This window comes from Simiaoa sunii (genome assembly GCF_014337175.1).
In the GTDB taxonomy this organism is placed as follows: Bacteria; Bacillota; Clostridia; order Lachnospirales; family Lachnospiraceae; genus Acetatifactor; species Acetatifactor intestinalis.
On the sequence record NZ_CP060633.1, the window covers coordinates 2,200,415 to 2,222,371 of the forward strand.

The window sequence follows — 21,957 nt, forward strand, 5'->3', positions numbered from 1 at the left end:
GCTGTTCCACCAGAATGAAACAGGCTCCCTGTCCGTTCTCAGGATTATTTTCTTGCATCATGATAGATCTCTATCCGATCCGGCCAGGCTCTGCAGATCAGATTCAGCCGGTACTTTTTTGCAAGCTCTATTGCCTGATCTGTAGGTACTGCCTTGGACGCCAGCACCGGAATCCCGGCAGCGATCACCTTCTGTACCATGTCCGTAGGAACCCGCCCCGTAGTAAACAAAATGCACTCGGACAATTCCAGCTGTTCAAAAAGTGCATAGCCGATACATTTATCCAATGCGTTATGTCTTCCGATATCTTCCATGCGGCATACGCATTTGTCTCTTACTCCGAGATAACAGCTGTGGGTTCCTCCGGTCTGTCTGTGCAGCTCGCAGTCTCCGGCGAATTCTTCCGCCAGGGTAAATACCCACGCATTCTGCCATTCTGTCCCGGATAATTCCCGTAACTGTCTTTTTCCGTTTTTTTCCAGAAAAGTAAGATTCCCGATGCAACAGGAAGCCTCTCTGTCTGTCGCTATCTGTCTGTCGCTTCCCCGTAAATTTTCCTGCAGAAATACTCTCGCACTTCTACCGCTCTCGCAGATCGTAATGCTCTCCACATCCCGGATGCTTTCAATCCAGCCTTCCGTGAAAAGTCTCCCCAGTATCAGCTCCGGCAGATGTGTGGCTGTGCAGGTCAGACGAAATGTCAGTTGCTCATCCACATAGACATCCAGGAAATGTTCACAGACAATCTCTCTGCTTCTGCCCCTTTCCTGCTTCCCACAATTCCCGGGGCCGTCCGGCTCCACTGCAGTGTAAGTCTGTGAGACTGCATTATGTAGTTGTTCCATACGGTCATTGATCTGCATTTATCGTTCTCTTTCCATCATTCAAAGTAACATTTCTATGTAAGCACTTACATTTTACATCAAACCCCGGCTCCCCGCAAGCAAAAAAATGCGTGCAGAGATGATCCACACGCATTTTTTTGATTATCCTGTTTTAAACAATTCCAAACCTTCTGTCAACGATTACTCGATCACATGGATCCAGCCCTTAGGAGCTTCGATCCTGCCCATCTGGATACCGGTCAGAGTCTCATACAGCTTCTTGGTGACAGGTCCCATCTCGGTCATGCCGCTGGGCAGGCAGATCTCTTTGCCGTGGTCAACGATCTTACCAACAGGGGAGATAACTGCTGCGGTACCGCACAGACCAGCCTCTGCGAAGTCTTTTACTTCATCCAGGTATACTTCTCTCTCTTCTACTTCCAGTCCCAGATATTCCTTGGCAACATATACCAGAGAACGACGGGTGATGGAAGGAAGGATACTGTCGGACTTGGGAGTTACGACCTTGTTGTCCTTGGTAACGAACAGGAAGTTCGCACCGCCGGTCTCCTCTACCTTGGTACGGGTAGCAGCATCCAGATACATATTCTCATCGTAGCCTTCCTTGTGAGCGGATACGATAGCATGTAAGCTCATAGCGTAGTTCAGACCAGCCTTGATGTGACCGGTTCCGTGAGGTGCCGCACGATCGAAGTCGGTGACACGGATGGTCAGGGGCTTAGCGCCGCCCTTGAAGTAAGGTCCCACAGGGGTGCACAGGATACGGAACTGATACTCATCCGCAGGCTTTACACCAATGACAGGGTTGCTGCCGAACATATAAGGACGAATGTACAGAGTTGCGCCGCTGCCGTAAGGAGGCACAAAAGCATCGTTTGCTTTAACCGTCTCGGTAACAGCCTCTACGAAACGCTCCTTGGGGAAAATAGGCATCTCCAGTCTTGCTGCGGAAGACTCCAGACGCTCACCATTTAGGTCAGGACGGAAGGTTACGATATGTCCGTCTTCTGTGGTGTATGCCTTCAGACCCTCGAATACGGTCTGTGCATACTGCAGTACACCTGCGCACTCATTTAATACGATGTTGGGGTCCTGGGTCAGCTGACCGTCATCCCATTTGCCATCCTTGTAATTGGACACATATCTGTAATCCGTAGGGATATAACCGAAACCGATATTACCCCAGTCAATGTTCTTCTTTTCCATTTTGTATTCCTTCTTTCCTCGGTTTACCACTCTGCCTGTTGATTTCTCTTAACAGAATTTATTGATTTTCATTATTATACCATTTGTAATAAAAGTCAATATACACATTTATGCTTTCCAGTGCTTTTTTCAGCGAAAATGTGGCTCATTTCTCCTTTTAGCTGAAAACTCAAATTAAATTCACTACAATTATTTTTCTCCGGTAGCTTCCTGATATGCACTGTTCGCTACCACTGACCATCCGGTCTTATCCCCCGCAATGACCTGCAGATCTTCACTGCGGACCGCATAAAACTCCACGATCTGTGCTACCTCTGTGGACAGATTCTCTTCCGGATTCCGGTACAGCACGAAAATCTCACATTTTCCGTTCTGCGAGGTACGATTGTAGACCAGCGTGTATGCATAGGTCTTTCCCGCCTGCTCCTGTTCTCCCAGCTGCAGATAGAAATTGCCTTTGGCATTGTAGCAGACTTCGAAGGAAAAGCCCTGTTGTTGCAGCACAGCATCATATACTGCCTGTGCGTAAGGCTCTAAGGGATCCTGTACATCTTCCGCGGTTTCCGTCTCCGACGCATAGTATTCCGCAAGCCACTGTTCTTCCATCGCCTGCTTTGCTACCGTTTCTGCATCCTCCGGGTGGGTATTTTCTTCCTTGTCCATCAATTCCGTCAGATAAGTAATGTAATCCTCACCGGCAAGCTCCGTCTCTCTCCGAAACAGCACGCCCTCTGGACGCCAGTAGGAATACCAGTGCCTGTCCGGGAACTCCATCTCTTCCACACTGATCAGATTCTCTGTGAGCCGCGTCTCCGAAGGGATGTCATTTTCAAACCAAATCCAGGCAATTCCGGCAAACGTGACGATCAGGCACAGCACTGCCCACAAAGCAATGCCGATATCCTCCAGCCACTCCCATTTCCCGGGAGTTCCCCACTTGTCCCGTATTTTCCGGTGCAGCCTGATGGGTACTCTCAGATATACATAAAACAGGAGAAGCAGCAGACACAGCAGATCCCCCAGTAACAACACATAACTGCGAAAACTTACGGGACCACCCCACAGAATCATTCTGGCTGCCACATATATTCCTGCCAGAGTAAGCAGTAAAACCGTAACTGCCAAATATATCTTCTTTTTCATCGTTTTCCGCACTCAGGCTTTCTTGCGCTCGTACTTTAAGAACTGATAGGTAATGTCAAAATAGACCTGCTCGTCACTGTCTGCGGTAATCTCCCACTCAGGATCACTGTCCAGATCCGGGAAATAGGCATCCGCCTCGTAGGCATGATCGATCTTCGTCACATGGGCCACGTCACAGTAAGGCAGCATCTGGCGGTAAATACTCTCTCCGCCGATGATATAGATATTCTCTTCGTCATATTTCTTCAGTTCTTCCAGCAATTCTTCAATAGAGTGTACCACGATCGCATCCTTGACCTGATAATTCGGATCTTTGGACAAAATAATGTTGATGCGGTTCTTTAAAGGCATGCCCTGCGGGAAAGTCTCCAAAGTCTTGCGTCCCAGAACCACTACCTTACCTGTCGTCTCTTCGCGGAAATGCTTGTGATCGTTGGGGATGCGGATCAGCAGTTCATTCTTGCTGCCGATCGCCCAGTTACTGTCTACTGCTACGATTAAATTCATATTGTCCTCCTTAGAATAATCGATTTCTTCGTGCCTTGCACTCTCGAAATCAGATTGCTATGGGAATGTCTTTGATCTGTTCGCCGGTCTGATAACCTTCCAGCTTCACATCATCCGGCGTGAACTGATAGAAGTCCTTGATCTCCGGGTTCAGCCAGAACTTCGGTGCCGGGAAAGGCTCTCTACAGATGAGTTCCTTAATGGCATCCACATGGCGGTCATAGATATGGGCATCCGCAATGACATGCACCAGCTCGCCCACGTTCATATCGCAGACCTGTGCCAACATATATACCAACACCGCATACTGTACCACATTCCAGTTGTTGGCTGCCAATACGTCCTGGGAGCGCTGGTTTAAAATGGCATTCAGGGTCAGCCTGTCCTCTCCCTTTTTCTGCGTCACGTTAAAGGTCATACTATATGCACAGGGATACAGATTCATCTCGTGCAGATCCTGATGCACATAGATATTGGTCATGATCCGGCGGCTGAAGGGATTGTTCTTCAGATCGTAGATCACGCGGTCCACCTGATCCATCATGCCTTCCTTATACTGATGCTTCACCTGCATCTGATAGCCGTATGCCTTACCGATCGAGCCGTTTTCATCTGCCCACTCATCCCAGACGTGGCTGTTCAAATCATGAATGTTGTTGGACTTGCGCTGCCAGATCCACAGCATCTCATCTGTGGCGGATTTTAATGCCGTCCGGCGCAAGGTCAGGATTGGGAACTCCTTCGACAGGTCGTACCGGTTCACCACTCCGAATTTCTTAATGGTATAGGCAGGAGTGCCGTCCGGCCAGTGGGGGCGCACTTTCTCGCCCTCCGTACTGGTACCGTTCGTTAAAATGTCATTGCACATATCGATAAAAATATGATCCGCTAAACTCATGTTGTCTCCTTATTATATCGTTCTCTCTTAAATATAAACGGTTTCTCCGCGCTTCGCACTCTCGAAACCGTACACCCCTTCGTAATCCGGGCTATCGCCCTACTTACTCAGGGTTGTTTACTTTCCTCATAGAAGGCACGTCTTGCCTGCAAGCAGGCCTTCATGCCTTCTATGGGAAAGTTTATATTTCCCACTTGTCGCACAGGGAATTGATCTGGTCCGCGAACTTCGCCATATCCTTGTTGGTCATGACACCCTCGCTCTTCGTAACCAGTGCCAGTAAGCGTCTCGCAGAAGCAAGCAGTCGTTCGAAGACTCCGGTAGCAGGCTTCGTCTTTTTCTGCACGGCAACAGGTGCTGCCTCATAGGTGAACTTATTGCCTGTAAGATCGAACTCTGTACCGCTGTAAGGAGCATAGGCTCTCTGCCCATACTCCATCTTCAGGCATTCGGCAAATCCGGTACATACACTGTCCTCTCCATGTACCACGAACACCTTCTTCGGCTTTTCTTCAAAGGCCTGGATCCAGTCGATCAGACCTTCCTTATCCGCATGACCGCTCAGTCCCGTCATTTTCCGGATCTCGGCGCGCACTGAAACCGTCTCACCGAACAACTTCACCTCGTCAGCACCCTCTACCAGTGCCCGGCCCAGTGTTCCCACCGATTGATAACCGACGAACAGGATCGTACACTCCGGTCTCCACAGATTATGCTTCAGATGATGCCGGATACGTCCTGCATCACACATACCGGATGCGGAGATAATGACCTTAGGTGTCTCGTCAAAGTTGATGGCTTTGGATTCCTCACTGGTGATAGACAGCTTTAATCCTGAAAAAGCAATGGGATTAATGCCCTCTTTTACGAATTCCATCGCCTCATCATCGAAGCATTCCCACCTGTTCTCCTGGAATATACCGGTAGCCTCTACCGCCATGGGACTGTCCACATACACCGGGAAATCTTCATGCCCCTTTACCAGGCGCCCTACCTTGATCTTCCGCAGGAAATACAAAATCTCCTGGGTACGGCCCACAGCAAAAGACGGGATCACCACGTTACCGCCCCGGTCTAAGGTCTCCTGCAGCACCTTGGTCAGTTCTGCCACATAATCCAGCTTATCCTTCGGATGCAGTCTGTCACCGTAGGTAGACTCCATCACGACATAATCCGCTTCCTTCGTAGGTGTCGGATCCTTAAGTAACGGCTGGTGCTTGTTGCCGATATCGCCGGAAAATACGATTTTTTTCGTATTGCCGTCCTCCGTCAGCCAGACTTCGATGCTGGCAGAGCCCAGCAGATGTCCGATATCCGTAAAACGGATTTTTACTCCCTCGCATACTTCCACGATCGTATTGTAATGGCAGGGAACGAACCGGCGGATCACACCATCTGCATCCTCCATGGTATACAGCGGCTCCACCACTGCATTATTCGCAGAACGTTTTGCCTTACGATTCTTCCATTCCGCTTCGGCACTCTGGATATGTGCACAGTCACGCAGCATAATGCTACACAGATCCGCCGTAGCATCCGTGGTATAGATCTGGCCTCTGAAGCCTCTGGCATACAGAAGCGGCAGAAGACCCGAATGATCCACATGAGCATGAGTCAGGAATACATAATCGATCATGGATTCCGCCACCGGCAGCGGCACATTTTCAAATACATTGACACCCTGCTCCATACCGTAGTCCACTAAAATATGTTTCCCGGCAACCTCCAGATAATGACAGCTTCCGGTTACTTCATGGTCTGCCCCCACAAACACAAGTTTCATAGCTCTACCTCCGTTTTTGTAATGTTATTTCAAAGCATTGGCTGTTTCATAGAACTGATAATAAATTCCCTTCTGCTCCATGAGCTGGTCGTGATCGCCTTCCTCCACGATACCATCGTCCGTCAGCACCAGGATCCGGTCCGAATTGCGGATACTGGATAGTCTGTGGGCTATGGTCAGGGTCGTGCGTCCCTCCGACAGCTCTCCTAAGGACTTCGCCACCGCAAATTCACTCTCATTATCCAGTGCGGAAGTAGCCTCATCCAGTATGATAATGGGCGGATTCTTCAGAAATACTCTGGCGATGCTGATCCGCTGCTTCTGTCCACCGGACAGCTTCACGCCCCGCTCTCCCACATAAGTATCATAGCCGTCCTTCAGTTCCATGATAAAATCATGTGCTCCGGCGCGTTTTGCCGCCTCGATCACGTCTTCTTTGGAAGCTCCCGGACGTCCATAGGAGATATTTTCATAAATCGTACCGGAGAACAGATATACATCCTGCTGCACGATACCAATATTGCCCCGCAGGCTCTTTAACGTAAAATGCTTGATATCCTGGCCGTCCAGCAGGATCTTTCCTTCCGAGACATCATAGAATCTGGGGATCAGATTGCACAGTGTCGTCTTTCCTCCACCGGAGGGTCCGACGATTGCCACCTTTTCCCCCGCATGGATCTGCAGGTTCAGATTCGTAAATACCTTATTGTGATCATCCGGATATTCAAAGCTTACTTTTTCAAAAGAGATCTCTCCCTTCGGATCTTTCAGTTCGACCGCATCCGGTTCGTCAAAGATCTCGATATCCGCATCCACGATCTGTAGAAAACGCTCGATGCCGGTCATACCCCTCTGGAACTGCTCGGCGAATTCGATGATACGACGGATCGTTGCGATCAGTGTGGACACATACAGCATATATGCCACCAGATCACCTGCGGCTATCTTACCTCTTACCATGAAGATACCGCCTGCCACCAGGACTACCAGATACATCAGTCCGTCGAACAGCTTGACTGTGGTATTAAATGCTGCCATGTAGCGGTAGGTCAGCTTCTTAATATCCAGAAAGGTACCGTTGTCCTTCTCGAACTTTTCATTCTCCACTTCTTCATTGGTAAATGCCTTAACGACCTTATGTCCTAAGAGGCTGTCCTCGATCCTGGCATTCAGTTCGCCGATCTGATTGCGCTGCTTACGGAAAGCGCTCCGCATCCGGAAATTCAGGATCATGCACACGCCGCACATAAGCGGTACACATAAAAAGATCATCAAAGTCAGCGGCAGATTGATATTTGCCAGAATGACAAAAGAGATCACCGTCTTGATCCCGGCGATGAAAAATTCCTCCGGGCAATGATGGGCGAATTCTGTCACATCGAATAAGTCATTGGTGATCCGCCCCATGATCTGACCGACCTTGGTATTGTTATAGTAGGTATTGGACAGCTTCTGCAAATGATTGTACGCATCTCTGCGCATGTCCGTCTCGATCTTCGCTCCCATGACGTGTCCCATATCGGACATATAGTAGCCGGCGATGCAGTCCACGATACGAAGTCCGAAATACAAAATGCCAAGCGTAAATATGGTCTTCACCGACAGGGCAGCCAGATCCCGCAGCCCCTCATTGGTAATATAGCGCATGATCAGTGGCAGTACCAGTTCACAGACCGTAGTCAGTGCCGCACAGAACAGATCCATGCACAGGGTAAAACGATATTTTTTAAAATAAGGTGCAAATCTGCGAAACAGTTCGCGGGTCGTGTATTGTTTATTCTCCATTGCTATTAAATTCCTTTTTGATCATTTCTATAAATGTTTCTTATAAATATTTTCCCTCTCCCTGATAAAAACGAACTTTCCCTTTTTGTTCTTTCTTCTGTTCATACAATGTATTGTCCGCTGCAGACAGGAAATCCCACACTCGGTTTGGTTCCTTCGGAATAGCACAGACACCACCTACAGAAATCGTAAGCCACGGTTCCAATTCGGAATCTTCATTGGGAATTTTGTATTCCCGGATACCGGCACACAACGATTCCGCATGTTCCATTGCATAGGTCAGATCACGCCCTGTCATCACTACGAGGAATTCATCCCCACCGTAACGCGCCACATAGTCCTCCGGAAATATTCTTTTCAACGTATCTGCCACTGCACAGATTCCTTCATCCCCTTTTCCATGCCCGTACCGGTCGTTTAGTTGTTTAAAATAGTCAATATCCAAAAATAGAATTCCCAGTTCTTTCTCATTTAATTTGCAGGCTTCAAAGACATCCTCTAGATAACGGTTCAGACTTCTCTTGTTGTACAGTCCTGTCAATTCGTCATGCTCTGACTGATACAATAATTTGTTTCTCTTCTTCGTCTGCTCCCGCTGCTCCTCTTCCACCGCCTGCAGGCGCTTACGAAGCTCCAGCATATACATAACCTGATTGCTCTCGATCATTTCGTTGCTTTCCTTGATGTGGAAAAAAGTCTCTGTAGCCTGACGGAATTCCTCTATAGACATCTGTGCACTGCAATAACGCAGCCGCAACATTAAAAGCTGTAGCAACAGGCTCCTATTCTGTTCGATCGCCGCCTTAGGCTCCAGACAATCCAATATCTCCTGCAGCAATTCTATATTACCGGTCTTTTCCACGTATTGGAGAAGATTCTGAATACTGTCATATTCGGAAGATACCTGACGCATATCTTCCAATGCCATCACAGCCTGTCTTACATGGTCTGCCGCTTTTTCCCGGTGTCCTTCACTTTCTGCCAGATACGTGAAAAACACATTCGCCGCAAGTCTCGTTTCCCGAATGATCTCTTCGCTTTTTCCGGTTTCTTCCAGTTTGCGGTATACCTCCATTGCCTCCTGATCCATATCCAGATGCAGAAGACAACAGCCATACTCTGACAGCATTTTCCGGAAATTGATCCGGCTGTAAATGCTGTCATCACCTGCTTTTTCAAATTCACGGATGCATTCCCTATAACATTGCACGGCTCTGTCATAGACTCCGATAAGATAATATGCATCCGCCATATTACTTAATACTATACTATGTACCATCTTATCATTGTATTTCGCTGTATAATCCAATGCCCTGCCATACTGTTCCATGGCCAGAGACAGATTGTTCTGCATATGTGCCACGATACCGATCATATTATAGGCCCTGGCTACGTGAATCTCCTGATCCGTTCCCAGCAGGCATCTCACACTTTCGTCCAGATACTTCAGACACTGTTCCTGATTCCCTGTATCCAGATGATAAAATGCTGCGAAATAACAGATCCTTCCATGGATTCCCCTATCCCTCTTCTCCGTCACAAAGGACAATGCCTGTTCCAGTGTCTCCCAAGTATAAGGGATCCCATCTGCCATCTGTTGGTTTAACCGTTCTGCTGTCTCTAACATCTGCTGTCTGTCTACACTCATATTTGTTCCATCCTGTCAATTCCCCAATGCTTTACTCCTTATCATTGTATTATTTTATACACCGGTGCGCAAGTTATTTTACGGAATAGATAAAATGTTTCCCTATTTTTTAAAAAAATGTTAGAATGAGAATATGTGTCGGAAATAAGCAGGAAAAAGGTATTATTTTTATGGAAAATATCGCAATAAACAAGAGATTTCAAGATCTGCATTTTGACAGCATCCAGGCTTTACGCGGTCTGGCGGCTCTTTTTGTGGTGTTTCAGCATGTCCGTTTCTTAAATTTTGGTGCCTTCGGAGTAGACATATTTTTCTGCATCAGTGGGTTTATGATCATGTTCACCACGGAAAAAAGTACAAAATATTTCTTCCGGAAACGTCTGATCCGGATTCTGCCGCTGTATTATCTGATGACGTTCGGCACTTACGCAATGCTGCTTTTCTTCCCGTCCATGTTCCAGCAGACTAGACACAATCTTTCCTACCTGGTCAAGAGCCTGCTGTTTATTCCTTTTGAGATCAGTGGTGGAATTATCCAGCCTCTGGTGCGGATCGGATGGACTATCAACTGTGAAATGCTGTTCTATCTGTTATTTTTCATTGCCTTTCATATCAGCATGAAATATCGTGGTCTGATCTGCAGTGCATTCCTGACAGTTCTGGTAGGGGCAGTCCAGATATTCGCTCCATTGATTTCCTCCTGGCAGTCTCCGATAGGCAGGTTACTTTCTCCTGTTCTTATTTTTTACGGCGATCCTGTCATGCTGGAATTCATTTTCGGAATCCTCGCCTATTATCTGCTGCGTTTTTTATATCACAGGCATTTGGAGCATCCGTTTCCTATGGCTGTAAGTGTGCTGTCTGCGGTAGGCATTCCGGTGATTTTTTGTCTGTTGGCATTTTTCACCCCCAGGATCAATGTGATCGGTTTCCGCAGGCTTCCGCTGTGGGGACTTCCGGCATTTGTACTGTTGGTTTTAGCTTTTCTGGCCGGACGGAAGCTCTCTCTGCCCCGCTTTTTCATCCTTATGGGAAATATCAGTTATTCCCTGTATCTGGTGCATTACTATCCGGTAATGTTCTTAGACCGGGCGGTGTTCGACTTCTCCACCCTCTCTGTAATGTCTGTCATCGGAGTGATCTTAAGTGTGGCGCTGAGTATCGGGTTGGCTTACCTGTCCTGGATCGTTGTGGAGCAAAAATTCTCCGGATGGCTGCGGAAGAAACTGCTGCACTAAGCATTTCCCTTATAGCACCGATTTAGTCATTTGACTATTTTGTAAATTGTATATGCAATTATCCAAAAAGATGCACACTTTTTCTGTTGACATTTAGAACGTCCTATAGTATATTATAACTTGTCTGTAAGACATGCGCGAGTGGCTCAGCGGTGGAGCACCTCCTTGCCAAGGAGGGGGTCGCGGGTTCGATCCCCGTCTCGCGCTTGGAAAAAAGAACGATACCAAATCGGTATCGTTCTTTTTTTCGAGCCCTGGCAGGGCTCGAAAGTTCGATATCTACGCTCCGCTCCGGTCCGCGCAGTCCGAGGTCCCCCGGACCTCGTGCGCCGTCTCGCGCTTCTTTTATTTGTAGCGGAAGCCTTGATTTTACGGGGTTTCCGCTATTTTTGTGTCTGCATGAAGTTGTAGACAGCTGATTCTACAACGCTTTTTCTAATAAATTCTGTATCTCCTCTGTTGCTTCCCTGGTCACCAAAGCTGCCGAAGAACATCCGAAAATAAATTTACTGCTGGCCGCAAAAGCGGCCTATGGTTGTCAAGGTACTCGTTATGGAGCGGTTCTTTCCAAGGCTAGTTGAAATAAAAGTAAACTCTTAGAAAAAAACTAAGTTCATTATGTTTTGTAAAGCAATTCTCTTTATAATCAACTAAGTTTGGAAAGAACCATTTGAGTGATTACAAATGTCCGATAGATGGTCACTAATCGGACACTAACGAACACTTATCGGATACTACCGGTCACTTATCGAACACTTTGTATCCGATAAACAGAAAAAGTGTTCAATAGTATTCGATAAAGTGTCGGATAATCAACTATGTGCTTTCTAAATAATATATTTAGTAGCTGGTCCTTTGCCTGCCTTCCTAATCAAACCATTTGCAATCATCTTATCAAGTAATTTTCGTGCTCCAGTCTTAGATTTATAACCGCCAATATCTGCTGCCTCTTGTGAATTAATACTTCCATTCTGTCTGATATAATCCAATATCTTTTCTTCTTTCAGCATTGACTTTGGTACCGCTTGGTCTGTATTTTCATTTCTGATATCAACAGCACCCGGAATGTATACAACCTGTCCGACTTCAAGCTTTAATGTCACTCTATCTAAACGCTCTGAAAAATCAAACTCCGGCTCCTTCCAGTTCTGCTCTTTCCATGCAGTCAGAATCTTGTCAACACCGCTTCCGGCACGCTCACCGACATTGACGAACCCAAACATCTTGAGAATATTCGGGTTTCTTGGATCACTATTACCTCCAGCATAAAACTCTTCTTTGGTCACTCTGATTGTACCCGGATTTGATATGGTAAGTTCCTTGCCTTTTTTGACCACAAGAATTCCCCGCCTGCCATAATAATTCGCGTGTGCAAGAGCATTTGCCAAAGCTTCCTCTAAGGCATCATGAACATCTACTCTGTCTACTCGATAACCATCTCTGCGGTTTGCAAATGGAACTGCTATCTCATCATCCATTCGTGTACGCACCTTGCAAAAGAAATCATATATATTTCCACTCCAATCACCTTCATTAGAGTGAGTGCGGAATAACCAGCGTACTGCTTTATCATCACATTCTTCTCTGTAATCCAAAAAATAATTTGGAAAAACTTCCGTAATGTGATACGCCTCGCCAAAGAACAAAAGTCCTGCAATCGTAGGTGATAAAGTGCCATTTTTATTCTTTGCTACAGCTCTTAATTTCATCAGAAATTCATCATTTTCCAATGCATTCCAAGGATGTCCGCTGTGAAGTTGCTCAAATATAATACGATACCCTTTAATCGTATCCTGATTCAGTACATCCAGTCCCATCTCATCAATCACTTCAATATCTCCAGACACATCTCTTTGATCTGCAAACATTGCTCTTACTGCTTCTTCTGTGCAAAGAAAATCGCCCTCATAATCTCTCTTATATGTGCCCTTCATCGGATCTGTTCCGATATAAACCGGCTTATCATGTCTATCTGCCGCAGGAACATCAATTCTAAGAATCTGCTTATCTCCAACAGGAACAGGGTTAACATGATGATTCAACAGAATATTCTTTGACACCTTGTTTCTATCATTCAATGTGCTCCAGAAATCCTTCTGATACTTAATAATCTGCTTTTCTGTCAAACCTTCCACAGTAAATGAATCTCTATGTTCTTTTATTCCCAAAAGAATCGTGCCACCATTGGTATTGGCAAATGAAGAATACGTCTCCCATATGCTCTCTGGAAGTCCACCTGTTGCCAACTTGCACTCAAGCTCATGATCTTCGTTAAGGTTTAATTCTTCTAAAACATCTTCTTTCAATCGACAAACCTCCTTCCTAATTGTGCAGACGGTCTGCACAATTAAATAATCTGTTACAACGTTCCTCAATTTAGGATATTATAACAAAAAACAATAAAATTTACCATGGGATTAATAAAGATACAGAAATATTAGAATGCGTTGTAGACAGGCTGTAGACACTTGGTAGGTGGGGTGCTTTTCTCCTTGTATTTACTGGGTTTGCAGACGATGGTATATTTCGATGTCTACGCTCCGCTCCAGTCCGCGATTGTTCAGACCCTCATTTCCGTTTTCATGGTGCATACGATACAAGCAAAAAGACGACTGCACTTTCTTGCAACCGTCTTCTTACTTATTATTGGTCTATTGCTCGATTTTATCCGCATATTTGATGCGGTAAATCCTGCGCAGGGAATCGTTCACTCGTTCCTCGGAGATGGTTCCGTTCTGGACTGCCTCCAGTACTCCGTTGTATGCGGTCTCGAAGTTCTCCGGCGCATAGATCATGTCGCACCCTGCACGCAGTGCCAGTACTGCTGCCTCATCGGCTCCGTAATAGTTCGTGATTGCCGCCTGGTTCATGGCACCGGATACGATCACACCACGGAAATTCAGTTCATTTCGTAAAATATCCGTTACCACCGCACCGGACAGGGAGCAAGGAGTATTGTCTCCTGTCAGGGAAGGTGCTGCCATATTGCTGACGGTGATCATTTTGGTCTCACCGGAATCAATACAGCTCTGGAATACTGCAAATTCATTGGCTCTGAAATCTTCCGCACTTCTGTCCGTAGAAGCCATGCCATTCTTCGTGCTCTGGGTCGTACTGCCGATACCGGGAAAATGTCCGATAGCAGCTGTTACTTTCTGTTCCTGCAATCCTGTCTGCATGCCGGTCACAAAAGATGCTACCGTTGCCGCATCCGTGCCGTAGGAGCTGCTGCCTGCCGCATTTCCATCCACTACTTTCAGATCTGCCGCAGGGGCAAAATCAAGATTGAAACCAAGCTCTGCCAGGTAACTGCCCACTGTGGTTCCGGCAGTATAGGCGTTGTTGGCATCTCCGGATGCGCCGATGGTCTCCGGGGAATCGGTCTTCGTTCCAAGGCCTGCCGCTGCCACAGCGTCGGTTCCGGATCCTTCTCCGTCGATCGCAATAAACAGTGGATAGCTGGTATACAGCTTCGTATTGTCGATCATTTGCTTTAATTGGTCTGCGGACTGAATATTTTTCGCCGCATAGACGATACCGCCTACCGGATATTTGGATAATGCATCCTTGGTTCCGTCTCCTGCCTGCACTGCTGCAGATACACCGGTGATGGATTCCGGCGTGGTGATAAATAATCCTGCTACCTTGTCCTCCAGGGGCAGGTTCTGAATGATGGCTTCATCTATGATCTTATCCAGCTTCTGTTCATTTGTCAGTTCCGGTACGGTCTCCACCGGTTCCGTAGTAGGTGCCGTGATGGTCTCCTCGGAAGCTATAATATCATCCAGCTTATTCTGCTGTTCCTGCTGATCACGGCTCATGCCGGTGATCTTGCTTACAGCAAAAGCAATTCCCGCTGCCAGCACCAGAATCATGATTCCTACGACTGTATATGCAATGATCTGGCTTCTCCGCCGTCTCTTATGTCTTTCTTCCCGTCTGTTCTGCTGACTTTCCTGTCTCTGTTCGTTTGTATCCATTTTCATAACTCCTCTATCTGTACTACTTTCCTATTGTACATGATATCGGTAGGTTTTTCCACTGGAAAAAAATATATTTTGCGAATGAGGCTCTGAATAGTTGTTCAATCTGAATAGTTGTACAACAATAAGAGAGCGTACCGATCATTCTTTCAATCAGTACGCCCTCTCAGACTACAGGCTCCAATGGCTTGCCCTCTCTTTCTTAAATTTGATCTTCCATTTTGTCTTTTGTTCTCTTTCCACTTTTCTTTTGTACGTATGTACTGTAATGTGAGATAATTCTTATCTTCTGTTGTTCATTACTTTTTCTTCTGTGTACTTGATGTTCTCTATATAAATTGGTTCTCTTTGGTAGTTCTATTCAGTTGTACATCATGGAAGACTGTGGTAGGACTTTACTTGTTAGGTGGACTATACCTCTCTTTCTATAGATTCTTTTGTACTTCTCTCCCAACCTTCTTTGTTGGACTGTTCCGTTTCTCTTTTGTTAAGTTTAATATAATACAAGGTTGTGCATTTGTCAACACATTTCTCGAAATATTTTAATTTATTTTCAATATTTTTATTGTGTTGGTATATTTTTACATTTTTTGATATTTTTCGACATATTTTCTGTCTTTTTTAGAAAAGAAAAGGGCAAAGGGCGCGCCGCTGCCGAGATCGTGTAACGAGCCATGCCATCCGTAAGGATTCCCTTTGGGAATCCTTACGGATGACGGCTGTCGCCGTAACAAGCCAAAAAAAGAACCGGTTTGGTTAGCAAGCTACCAAACCGGTTCTTTCCTTGTCTTGATCAGGCTCGTTACACGGCAAACTGGCTATTGTACAGATTCGCGTAGAATCCGCCCTGTGCCAGGAGGGTTTCATGGTTGCCCTGTTCGATGATATTGCCGTCTTTCATTACCAGGATGACATCAGCGCTCTGGATGGTGGAGAGTCTGTGGGCTACGATAAAGCTGGTGCGGCCTTCCATCATCGTGGCAAATGCATTCTGGATCTTGATCTCGGTACGGGTATCGATGGAGGAGGTCGCCTCATCGAGGATCAGCATGGGAGGCAGGCACAGCATAACTCTGGTAATGCATAAGAGCTGTTTCTGTCCCTGGGACAGGCTGCCTCCGTCCTCGGTGATCACGGTGTCATACCCCTTGGGCAGGCGTTTAATGAAGCCGTGGGCATGGGAAGCCTTCGCCGCCCGGATGATCTCCTCTTCTGTGGCATCCGGCTTACCCATGCAGATATTGTCACGGATGGTGCCGGAACGCAGCCAGGTCTCCTGTAATACCATACCGTAATTGGTACGGAGGCTTCCTCTGGTGATGTCCCGGATATCGGTGCCGTCCACTTTAATGGAGCCGGAGTTCACATCATAGAATCGCATCAGCAGATTGATGACGGTGGTCTTACCGCATCCGGTAGGACCTACGATAGCAACTCTCTGACCGGGTTTTACCTGCAGGTTAAAGTTCTGGATCAGCTTTTTCTCCGGTACATACTGGAAATATACATCCTTCAGATCTACGTTGCCCTGAGCCTCTTCTAATACTCTTGCATCCGCGGCATCGGGCACCTGGGGTTCCTCGTCGATCAGTTCGAAGATACGTCCGGCACAGACAAAAGCGTTCTGTAATTCTGTTACCACGCCGGAGATCTCGTTGAAGGGCTTGGTGTACTGGTTCGCATAGCTTAAAAAGCAGGACAGACGACCTACGCTGATACCGCCCTTGATGGCTACGAGCGCACCGAACACACCGACACCGGCATATACCAGACTGTTAACAAAACGGGTCGCCGGATTCGTAATGGAGGAGAAAAAGATAGCTTTCAGAGAGCATTTCTGCAATCTGCCGTTGATCTCTCCAAACTTGCTCTTCACCGCTTCTCCTCTGGAAAAGGTATTTACAATCTTCTGGTTGTCGATCATTTCCTCAATCAGGGAGGTCTGCTCGCCTCTGGTCTCGGACTGCTCCTTGAACATGGAATAGGTCTTGGTTGCAATGAATTTTGCCACCAGGAAAGATACCGGAGTGATACATACTACTACCAGTGTGATGGGCACATTGGTCACCAGCATGAATCCCAGCGTACACAGGATCGTCAGTACCCCGGTGAATAACTGGGTAAATCCCATCAGCAGACCGTCCGCGAAAGTATCCACGTCCGCAATGACACGGCTCACGATATCACCGTAAGCATGGGCATCCAGGTATTTTAAGGGCAGGATCTCCAGCTTCGCAAAAGCATCCGTACGGATATCCCGGATCACATGGTAGGTAATATAGTTGTTGCAGGTGTTCATGATCCACTGGCCTACTGCTGTGATGATCATTGCGATGGCAATTTTTTTCATAATGGCAAAGATACCGGCCATATCTACCTGTCCCTTGCCGATGATCAGATCCACCGCATTACCGGTGAGGATAGGGATATATAAGGTCAGTAATACAGTGAGACCTGCTAACAACAGGGAGAGTACCAGTGCCGGTGTATATTTGCGGATATATTTCAATACCCGCTTCATCGTCTCTTTGTTATTTTTCTTCTGCATTACCGAACACCTCCTCTCTGTTCAGGGTACTGGGAATAATAGATCTCCTGATATACGGTGCAATCCTTTAACAACTCATCATGGGTTCCCATACCTGCAATCTCTCCATCATCCAGAACGATGATCTTGTCCGCATGGCGGATGGTGGAGGCACGCTGGGATACGATAAAGGTTGTGGTCTTATCTTCCAAAGTACGGATTGCTGCACGGAGTTTTGCATCCGTTGCATAGTCCAGTGCGGAGGCACTGTCATCCAGGATCAGGATCTCGGGATTTCTGACCAAGGCTCTTGCGATCGTCAGACGCTGTCTCTGTCCACCGGAGAAGTTCTTACCGTTCTGTGCCACAGTTGCATCTAACTTTCCGGGCTTACCGTCTACCACTTCCGATGCCTGTGCCAGTTCCAGTGCTTTCCACATCTCCTCTTCGGTAGCATCCGGCTTGCCCCACTGGAGGTTGCTGCGGATCGTTCCCTTGAACAGAACTGCCTTCTGCGGTACGACACCGATACGTCCGCGCAACTCCTCATCACTCATGGTCCGGATATCTCTGCCTTCCAACAGGATCTCACCTTCTGTCGCCGGATAGAAACCGGGGATCAGATTCACCAGGGAGGTCTTACCGGAACCGGTACCTCCAATGATACCTACGGTATCGCCACGGTTTACGGTGAAGTTCATATCCTGCAAGGTAGGTGCTCCGGCTCCCTGATAAGTCAGGGATACATGTTTGAAGTCTAAGAAAGGTGCGCTCTTATCTACCTTATCCGCCAGTTTCTGATCCTGCGCTCCCACATATGCAGCATCTGCGCCGATATCGAAAACGGAAGCTACACGTTCTGCACATGCCAACGCCTTGGTCATGGTCACGATCAGATTTGCCAGCTTCACCAGCTCTACCAGGATCTGGTTCATGTAGTTGATGATCGCTACCACCTCACCCTGGCTTAAGTTACCGATATTGACCTGTACGGCACCGGTATAGATCAGAGCAATGATGGCTCCGTTTACAATGATATAGGTCACAGGATTCATGCAGGCGCTGATCTTGCCCACGAAGATCTGCATGGCCGACAATGCTTCGTTATTCTCCCGGAAACGGTCCGCCTCCTTTGCTTCCTGATGGAACGCGCGGATGACACGGACACCGGTCAGGTTCTCTCTGGTAATGCCCAACACCTGATCCAGTTTAGACTGCACCTTTTTGTACATGGGAATCGTGGATAAAATAATACCGAATACCACAACGGACAATAATGGAATTGCCACCACGAAGATCAGTGCACATTTCACATCAATGGTAAATGCCATGATCATGGCACCGAATACGATGATTGGGGAACGTAAGAACAGACGTAAGGTCATATTGATACCGGACTGCACCTGGTTCACATCACTGGTCATACGAGTGATCATGGTGGAAGTTCCCGCCTTATCAATATCCGTAAAACTCAGATCCTCAATATGATCAAACAATGCCTGACGCAGCTGGGTAGAAAATCCCACTGCCGCCTTGGCTGCGAAAAACTGTGCCGTAATGGACGAAGCCAGTCCCACTACACCAAGGAGCAGCAGGAGCAGACCCATTTCCCCGATATAACCCATGTTCCGGTTGGAAATACCATAGTCAATAATATTTGCCATTACCAGAGGAACCAACAGTTCAAAAAATGCTTCCAGCAGTTTGAACAACGGTGCCAGGATAGACTCTTTCTTGTAATCCTTTAGGTACATCATTAATCGCTTCATAAAGTCCTCATTTCTATGCATTTTCTATGTTTTACTATTTCCCGTTTTCCTTGAATTTAACACTTCTGCTGTTCCGTAGCAGACCGCCAGCGAATACCCCGCTTCCAAAATCTGTTCCCGGAAACATATCTTCTTTTCCTTCCATCTGCGCTCGTCGGAAAAGTCTTCTCCCACGACGCTGCCGATCCCCTGTCCGGTATATTTGCCGTAGGCTTCTTTTCTGCTCCACAAGCGGTAGAACAGCTCGGTCCGTTTCTCCACGCCCGTCTCCTGCAGCAGTTTCCACTCTTCCTTTGCGAAAAAACGCTCTGCCGTCCGCTCTTTGAAGGAAACCCATTTTTGGATATCCACTCCCACTTCTCCGTCGCTGACCCCACAGACCACATAGTCTCCGGAATGGGACAGATTAAATTTCTTCGGAAAATTTACAATCTGCGGTTTGCCCTGTTCTCCATATTCATAGGAAAAAGAGAAGGGGGGCGTCTGCTCTCTGAACATCCGCGCCTGCAGCACTGCAAGCAGTTCATCCTCTTCCAGGAACAGGATATCGGTATTCTCAATGCCTTCTGTCAGATCCATTGCTATCTTTTGCAACAGCATTCCGGCGCCGAGACTGGCTGCTTTCGCCCCGGTCCCCTTTAACCGTTCTGTCTTGTTCCGTCGCACCGGATCCACACATTCCAATGCTTCCCGTAAGAAACTCTGTCTCGTCTCTTCCTCACAGGAATGCAGATGCAATACATAAATTCCTACAGCCATGTCCTTCTCCCGGCAGATCGCCATATCCATCCAACACAAAGGCTGTCGCATGAAAATTCCTGCGACAGCCTTATGATTATTCTTCCGGTTTTGCGGTGATCGCCAGATGCAGTTCGTCTAACTGCTTCTGTTCTACCGTGCCCGGTGCTCCCATCATAATATCCATTGCGTTCTTGTTCATCGGGAAAGGAATGATCTCACGAATGCTTTCCTCACCACAGATCAGCATGATCATACGGTCTACGCCGGGAGCGATTCCTGCATGAGGGGGTGCTCCGTAGCAGAATGCATTGTACATGGCAGGGAACTTAGCCTTCACATCGGCTTCACCTAAGCCCACCAGCTCGAATGCCTTGATCATGATCTCCGGATCATGGTTTCTCACCGCACCGGAGGACAGCTCTACACCGTTGCAGACCAGATCGTACTGGTATGCCAGGATCTCTAAGGGATCCTGATTGTTCAGTGCGTCCATACCACCCTGGGGCATGGAGAACGGGTTATGACAGAATTCCAGCTCTCCGGACTCCTCGCCGATCTCATACATCGGGAAATCCACGATCCAGCAGAACTCATAGCAATCCTTCTTCATATGTTTCTCGCTGGCTGCACCCAACAGCTTTCTGTAGACACCTGCTGTCTTCTGTGCTTCCAGCTTCTTGCCTGCGGCAAGACCGACAAAGTCACCGTTCTTAAGGCCTAACGCCTTGATGACTTCTTCCTTGCGGTCCTGTAAGAACTTGGAGATACCGCCTACGAACTCTCCGTTCTCATCTACGCGGAACCAGAAGCCCTTATGTGCAGTCTGTACCTCTACCTCTGCACAGATCGCGTCGATCTGCTTACGGGTAGCGGTGAAATCATCTACTACGATAGCCTTTACAGTCTGACCTTCAAAAGCAGCAAAGCCGCAGCCCTGCATTACTTCCGTAGCATCGGTCAGTACCAGATCGATACGCAGATCCGGCTTATCGGAACCGTACTTGTCCATAGCCTCCAGATAGGGGATGCGTACGAAAGGCGCCTTGGAAGCTTCTTTATAAATGCCATACTTTTCAAATACGGGAGGCAGCACCTGCTCTACGATGGAGAATACATCTTCCTGGGAAGCGAATGCCATCTCCATATCTAACTGATAGAACTCTCCGGGAGAACGATCTGCTCTCGCATCCTCATCACGGAAGCAGGGAGCGATCTGGAAATAACGGTCAAAACCGGATGCCATCAGGATCTGCTTGAACTGCTGGGGTGCCTGGGGCAGAGCGTAGAACTTGCCGGGATGATTTCTGGCGGGAACCAGATAATCTCTCGCTCCTTCCGGAGAGGAACAGGTCAGGATAGGAGTCGTAATCTCCATGAAATTCAAAGCATACATTCTCTGACGCAGTTCTGCCACGATCTGGCTTCTCATCACGATATTTTTCTTCATGTTCGGATTTCTCAGATCCAGGTAACGGTATTTCAGACGGGCATTCTCGTCTGCATCCTTGGACTGATTAATTTCAAAGGGAAGTGCATTGTAAATACATTTTCCCAGAATCTCGATCTTATCGGGTACTACCTCAATCTCACCGGTAGGCAGATTTGCATTTTTGCTGGAACGCTCTCTGACCACACCTTCCACGGAGATGGTGGACTCCTTGTTGATGCCATCCATGACATTCATCATTTCCTCGGTCTCTACTACCAGCTGGGTGGTTCCGTAGAAATCACGCAGAATGACAAAGCCGAGATTTTTGCTGACTTTTCTCATGTTCTCGAACCAGCCGACCAGTGTGACTCTCTCACCGACGTTGCCGATCCGAAGTTCATTACAGTTATGTGTTCTGGACTGAATCATTGCTTTTGCTCCTTCATCTGTTGCTT

Annotated in this window: 15 protein-coding genes and 1 tRNA gene; 2 read left to right on the top strand and 14 right to left on the bottom strand. The window is 47.4% G+C overall.

The genetic code is table 11. The features are described from left to right. Nucleotides 1-44: 44 nt before the first annotated feature. The 8 genes from fdhD to H9Q77_RS10150 form a co-directional block, all read right to left on the bottom strand. Complete coding sequence (fdhD, locus tag H9Q77_RS10115) at nucleotides 45-863, bottom strand: formate dehydrogenase accessory sulfurtransferase FdhD (protein ID WP_249325408.1); 819 nt, start codon at nucleotides 861-863, stop codon at nucleotides 45-47. A gap of 162 nt (nucleotides 864-1,025) precedes the next feature. Further along, entirely contained in the window at nucleotides 1,026-2,051 is a 1,026-nt protein-coding gene (locus H9Q77_RS10120; protein ID WP_249325409.1) for a branched-chain amino acid aminotransferase, read from the bottom strand. A 189-nt stretch (nucleotides 2,052-2,240) separates the two neighbouring features. Beyond that, complete coding sequence (locus H9Q77_RS10125) at nucleotides 2,241-3,194, bottom strand: hypothetical protein (protein WP_249325410.1); 954 nt, start codon at nucleotides 3,192-3,194, stop codon at nucleotides 2,241-2,243. 12 nt (nucleotides 3,195-3,206) lie between these two features. Beyond that, nucleotides 3,207-3,701, bottom strand: coding sequence for a dihydrofolate reductase (locus H9Q77_RS10130; RefSeq protein ID WP_249325411.1), 495 nt, complete (start codon nucleotides 3,699-3,701; stop codon nucleotides 3,207-3,209). 49 nt (nucleotides 3,702-3,750) lie between these two features. After that, nucleotides 3,751-4,599 (bottom strand): thymidylate synthase, encoded by an 849-nt coding sequence (gene thyA, locus H9Q77_RS10135; protein WP_249325413.1) that lies wholly within the window; start codon nucleotides 4,597-4,599, stop codon nucleotides 3,751-3,753. 181 nt (nucleotides 4,600-4,780) lie between these two features. After that, nucleotides 4,781-6,382: an MBL fold metallo-hydrolase RNA specificity domain-containing protein gene (locus tag H9Q77_RS10140; RefSeq protein WP_118551279.1), complete on the bottom strand. Its 1,602-nt coding sequence runs from the start codon at nucleotides 6,380-6,382 to the stop codon at nucleotides 4,781-4,783. A gap of 24 nt (nucleotides 6,383-6,406) precedes the next feature. Further along, the gene (locus H9Q77_RS10145; RefSeq protein ID WP_249325414.1) at nucleotides 6,407-8,167 is read right to left on the bottom strand and encodes an ABC transporter ATP-binding protein; all 1,761 of its coding nucleotides are present in this window, start codon (nucleotides 8,165-8,167) and stop codon (nucleotides 6,407-6,409) included. Nucleotides 8,168-8,207: 40 nt separating this feature from the next. Beyond that, complete coding sequence (locus tag H9Q77_RS10150; protein WP_249325415.1) at nucleotides 8,208-9,815, bottom strand: tetratricopeptide repeat-containing diguanylate cyclase; 1,608 nt, start codon at nucleotides 9,813-9,815, stop codon at nucleotides 8,208-8,210. A 170-nt stretch (nucleotides 9,816-9,985) separates the two neighbouring features. Between H9Q77_RS10150 and H9Q77_RS10155 the strand changes: the two genes are divergently transcribed. Then, nucleotides 9,986-11,053 carry an acyltransferase family protein gene (locus H9Q77_RS10155; RefSeq protein ID WP_249325417.1) on the top strand — a complete coding sequence of 356 codons (1,068 nt, stop codon included), beginning with the start codon at nucleotides 9,986-9,988 and terminating at the stop codon, nucleotides 11,051-11,053. Between the two features lie 135 nt (nucleotides 11,054-11,188). Then, nucleotides 11,189-11,260 (top strand) — tRNA-Gly (locus H9Q77_RS10160). A 620-nt stretch (nucleotides 11,261-11,880) separates the two neighbouring features. Here H9Q77_RS10160 and H9Q77_RS10165 read toward each other — a convergent pair. From H9Q77_RS10165 to aspS, 6 genes are all read right to left on the bottom strand, one after another. After that, nucleotides 11,881-13,359, bottom strand: coding sequence for an RNA-binding domain-containing protein (locus H9Q77_RS10165; RefSeq protein WP_249325418.1), 1,479 nt, complete (start codon nucleotides 13,357-13,359; stop codon nucleotides 11,881-11,883). Nucleotides 13,360-13,704: 345 nt separating this feature from the next. Then, the gene (locus H9Q77_RS10170) at nucleotides 13,705-15,033 is read right to left on the bottom strand and encodes a glycoside hydrolase family 3 N-terminal domain-containing protein (RefSeq protein WP_249325419.1); all 1,329 of its coding nucleotides are present in this window, start codon (nucleotides 15,031-15,033) and stop codon (nucleotides 13,705-13,707) included. An 805-nt stretch (nucleotides 15,034-15,838) separates the two neighbouring features. After that, a complete protein-coding gene (locus tag H9Q77_RS10175; protein WP_249325421.1) occupies nucleotides 15,839-17,584 on the bottom strand; it encodes an ABC transporter ATP-binding protein in 1,746 nt (581 codons plus the stop codon). Beyond that, nucleotides 17,584-19,332, bottom strand: a complete 1,749-nt coding sequence (locus tag H9Q77_RS10180; RefSeq protein ID WP_249325422.1) for an ABC transporter ATP-binding protein — start codon at nucleotides 19,330-19,332, stop codon at nucleotides 17,584-17,586. The genes H9Q77_RS10175 and H9Q77_RS10180 overlap by 1 nt, the downstream gene beginning before the upstream one ends. A 24-nt stretch (nucleotides 19,333-19,356) precedes the next feature. Then, entirely contained in the window at nucleotides 19,357-20,142 is a 786-nt protein-coding gene (locus H9Q77_RS10185; RefSeq protein ID WP_249325424.1) for a 4'-phosphopantetheinyl transferase family protein, read from the bottom strand. 25 nt (nucleotides 20,143-20,167) lie between these two features. Beyond that, complete coding sequence (aspS, locus tag H9Q77_RS10190; protein WP_249325425.1) at nucleotides 20,168-21,931, bottom strand: aspartate--tRNA ligase; 1,764 nt, start codon at nucleotides 21,929-21,931, stop codon at nucleotides 20,168-20,170. Between the last annotated feature and the right edge of the window lie 26 nt (nucleotides 21,932-21,957).

Excerpts from the sequence above, each read along its gene's own strand:
- H9Q77_RS10155 (WP_249325417.1), top strand. The coding sequence starts at position 9,986 with ATGGAAAATATCGCAATAAACAAGAGATTTCAAGATCTGCATTTTGAC.
- H9Q77_RS10180 (WP_249325422.1), bottom strand. The coding sequence starts at position 19,332 with ATGAAGCGATTAATGATGTACCTAAAGGATTACAAGAAAGAGTCTATC.
- thyA (WP_249325413.1), bottom strand. The coding sequence starts at position 4,599 with ATGAGTTTAGCGGATCATATTTTTATCGATATGTGCAATGACATTTTA.
- aspS (WP_249325425.1), bottom strand. The coding sequence starts at position 21,931 with ATGATTCAGTCCAGAACACATAACTGTAATGAACTTCGGATCGGCAAC.
- H9Q77_RS10170 (WP_249325419.1), bottom strand. The coding sequence starts at position 15,033 with ATGGATACAAACGAACAGAGACAGGAAAGTCAGCAGAACAGACGGGAA.
- fdhD (WP_249325408.1), bottom strand. The coding sequence starts at position 863 with ATGCAGATCAATGACCGTATGGAACAACTACATAATGCAGTCTCACAG.
- H9Q77_RS10125 (WP_249325410.1), bottom strand. The coding sequence starts at position 3,194 with ATGAAAAAGAAGATATATTTGGCAGTTACGGTTTTACTGCTTACTCTG.
- H9Q77_RS10145 (WP_249325414.1), bottom strand. The coding sequence starts at position 8,167 with ATGGAGAATAAACAATACACGACCCGCGAACTGTTTCGCAGATTTGCA.
- H9Q77_RS10140 (WP_118551279.1), bottom strand. The coding sequence starts at position 6,382 with ATGAAACTTGTGTTTGTGGGGGCAGACCATGAAGTAACCGGAAGCTGT.
- H9Q77_RS10175 (WP_249325421.1), bottom strand. The coding sequence starts at position 17,584 with ATGCAGAAGAAAAATAACAAAGAGACGATGAAGCGGGTATTGAAATAT.
- H9Q77_RS10120 (WP_249325409.1), bottom strand. The coding sequence starts at position 2,051 with ATGGAAAAGAAGAACATTGACTGGGGTAATATCGGTTTCGGTTATATC.
- H9Q77_RS10185 (WP_249325424.1), bottom strand. The coding sequence starts at position 20,142 with ATGCGACAGCCTTTGTGTTGGATGGATATGGCGATCTGCCGGGAGAAG.
- H9Q77_RS10130 (WP_249325411.1), bottom strand. The coding sequence starts at position 3,701 with ATGAATTTAATCGTAGCAGTAGACAGTAACTGGGCGATCGGCAGCAAG.
- H9Q77_RS10150 (WP_249325415.1), bottom strand. The coding sequence starts at position 9,815 with ATGAGTGTAGACAGACAGCAGATGTTAGAGACAGCAGAACGGTTAAAC.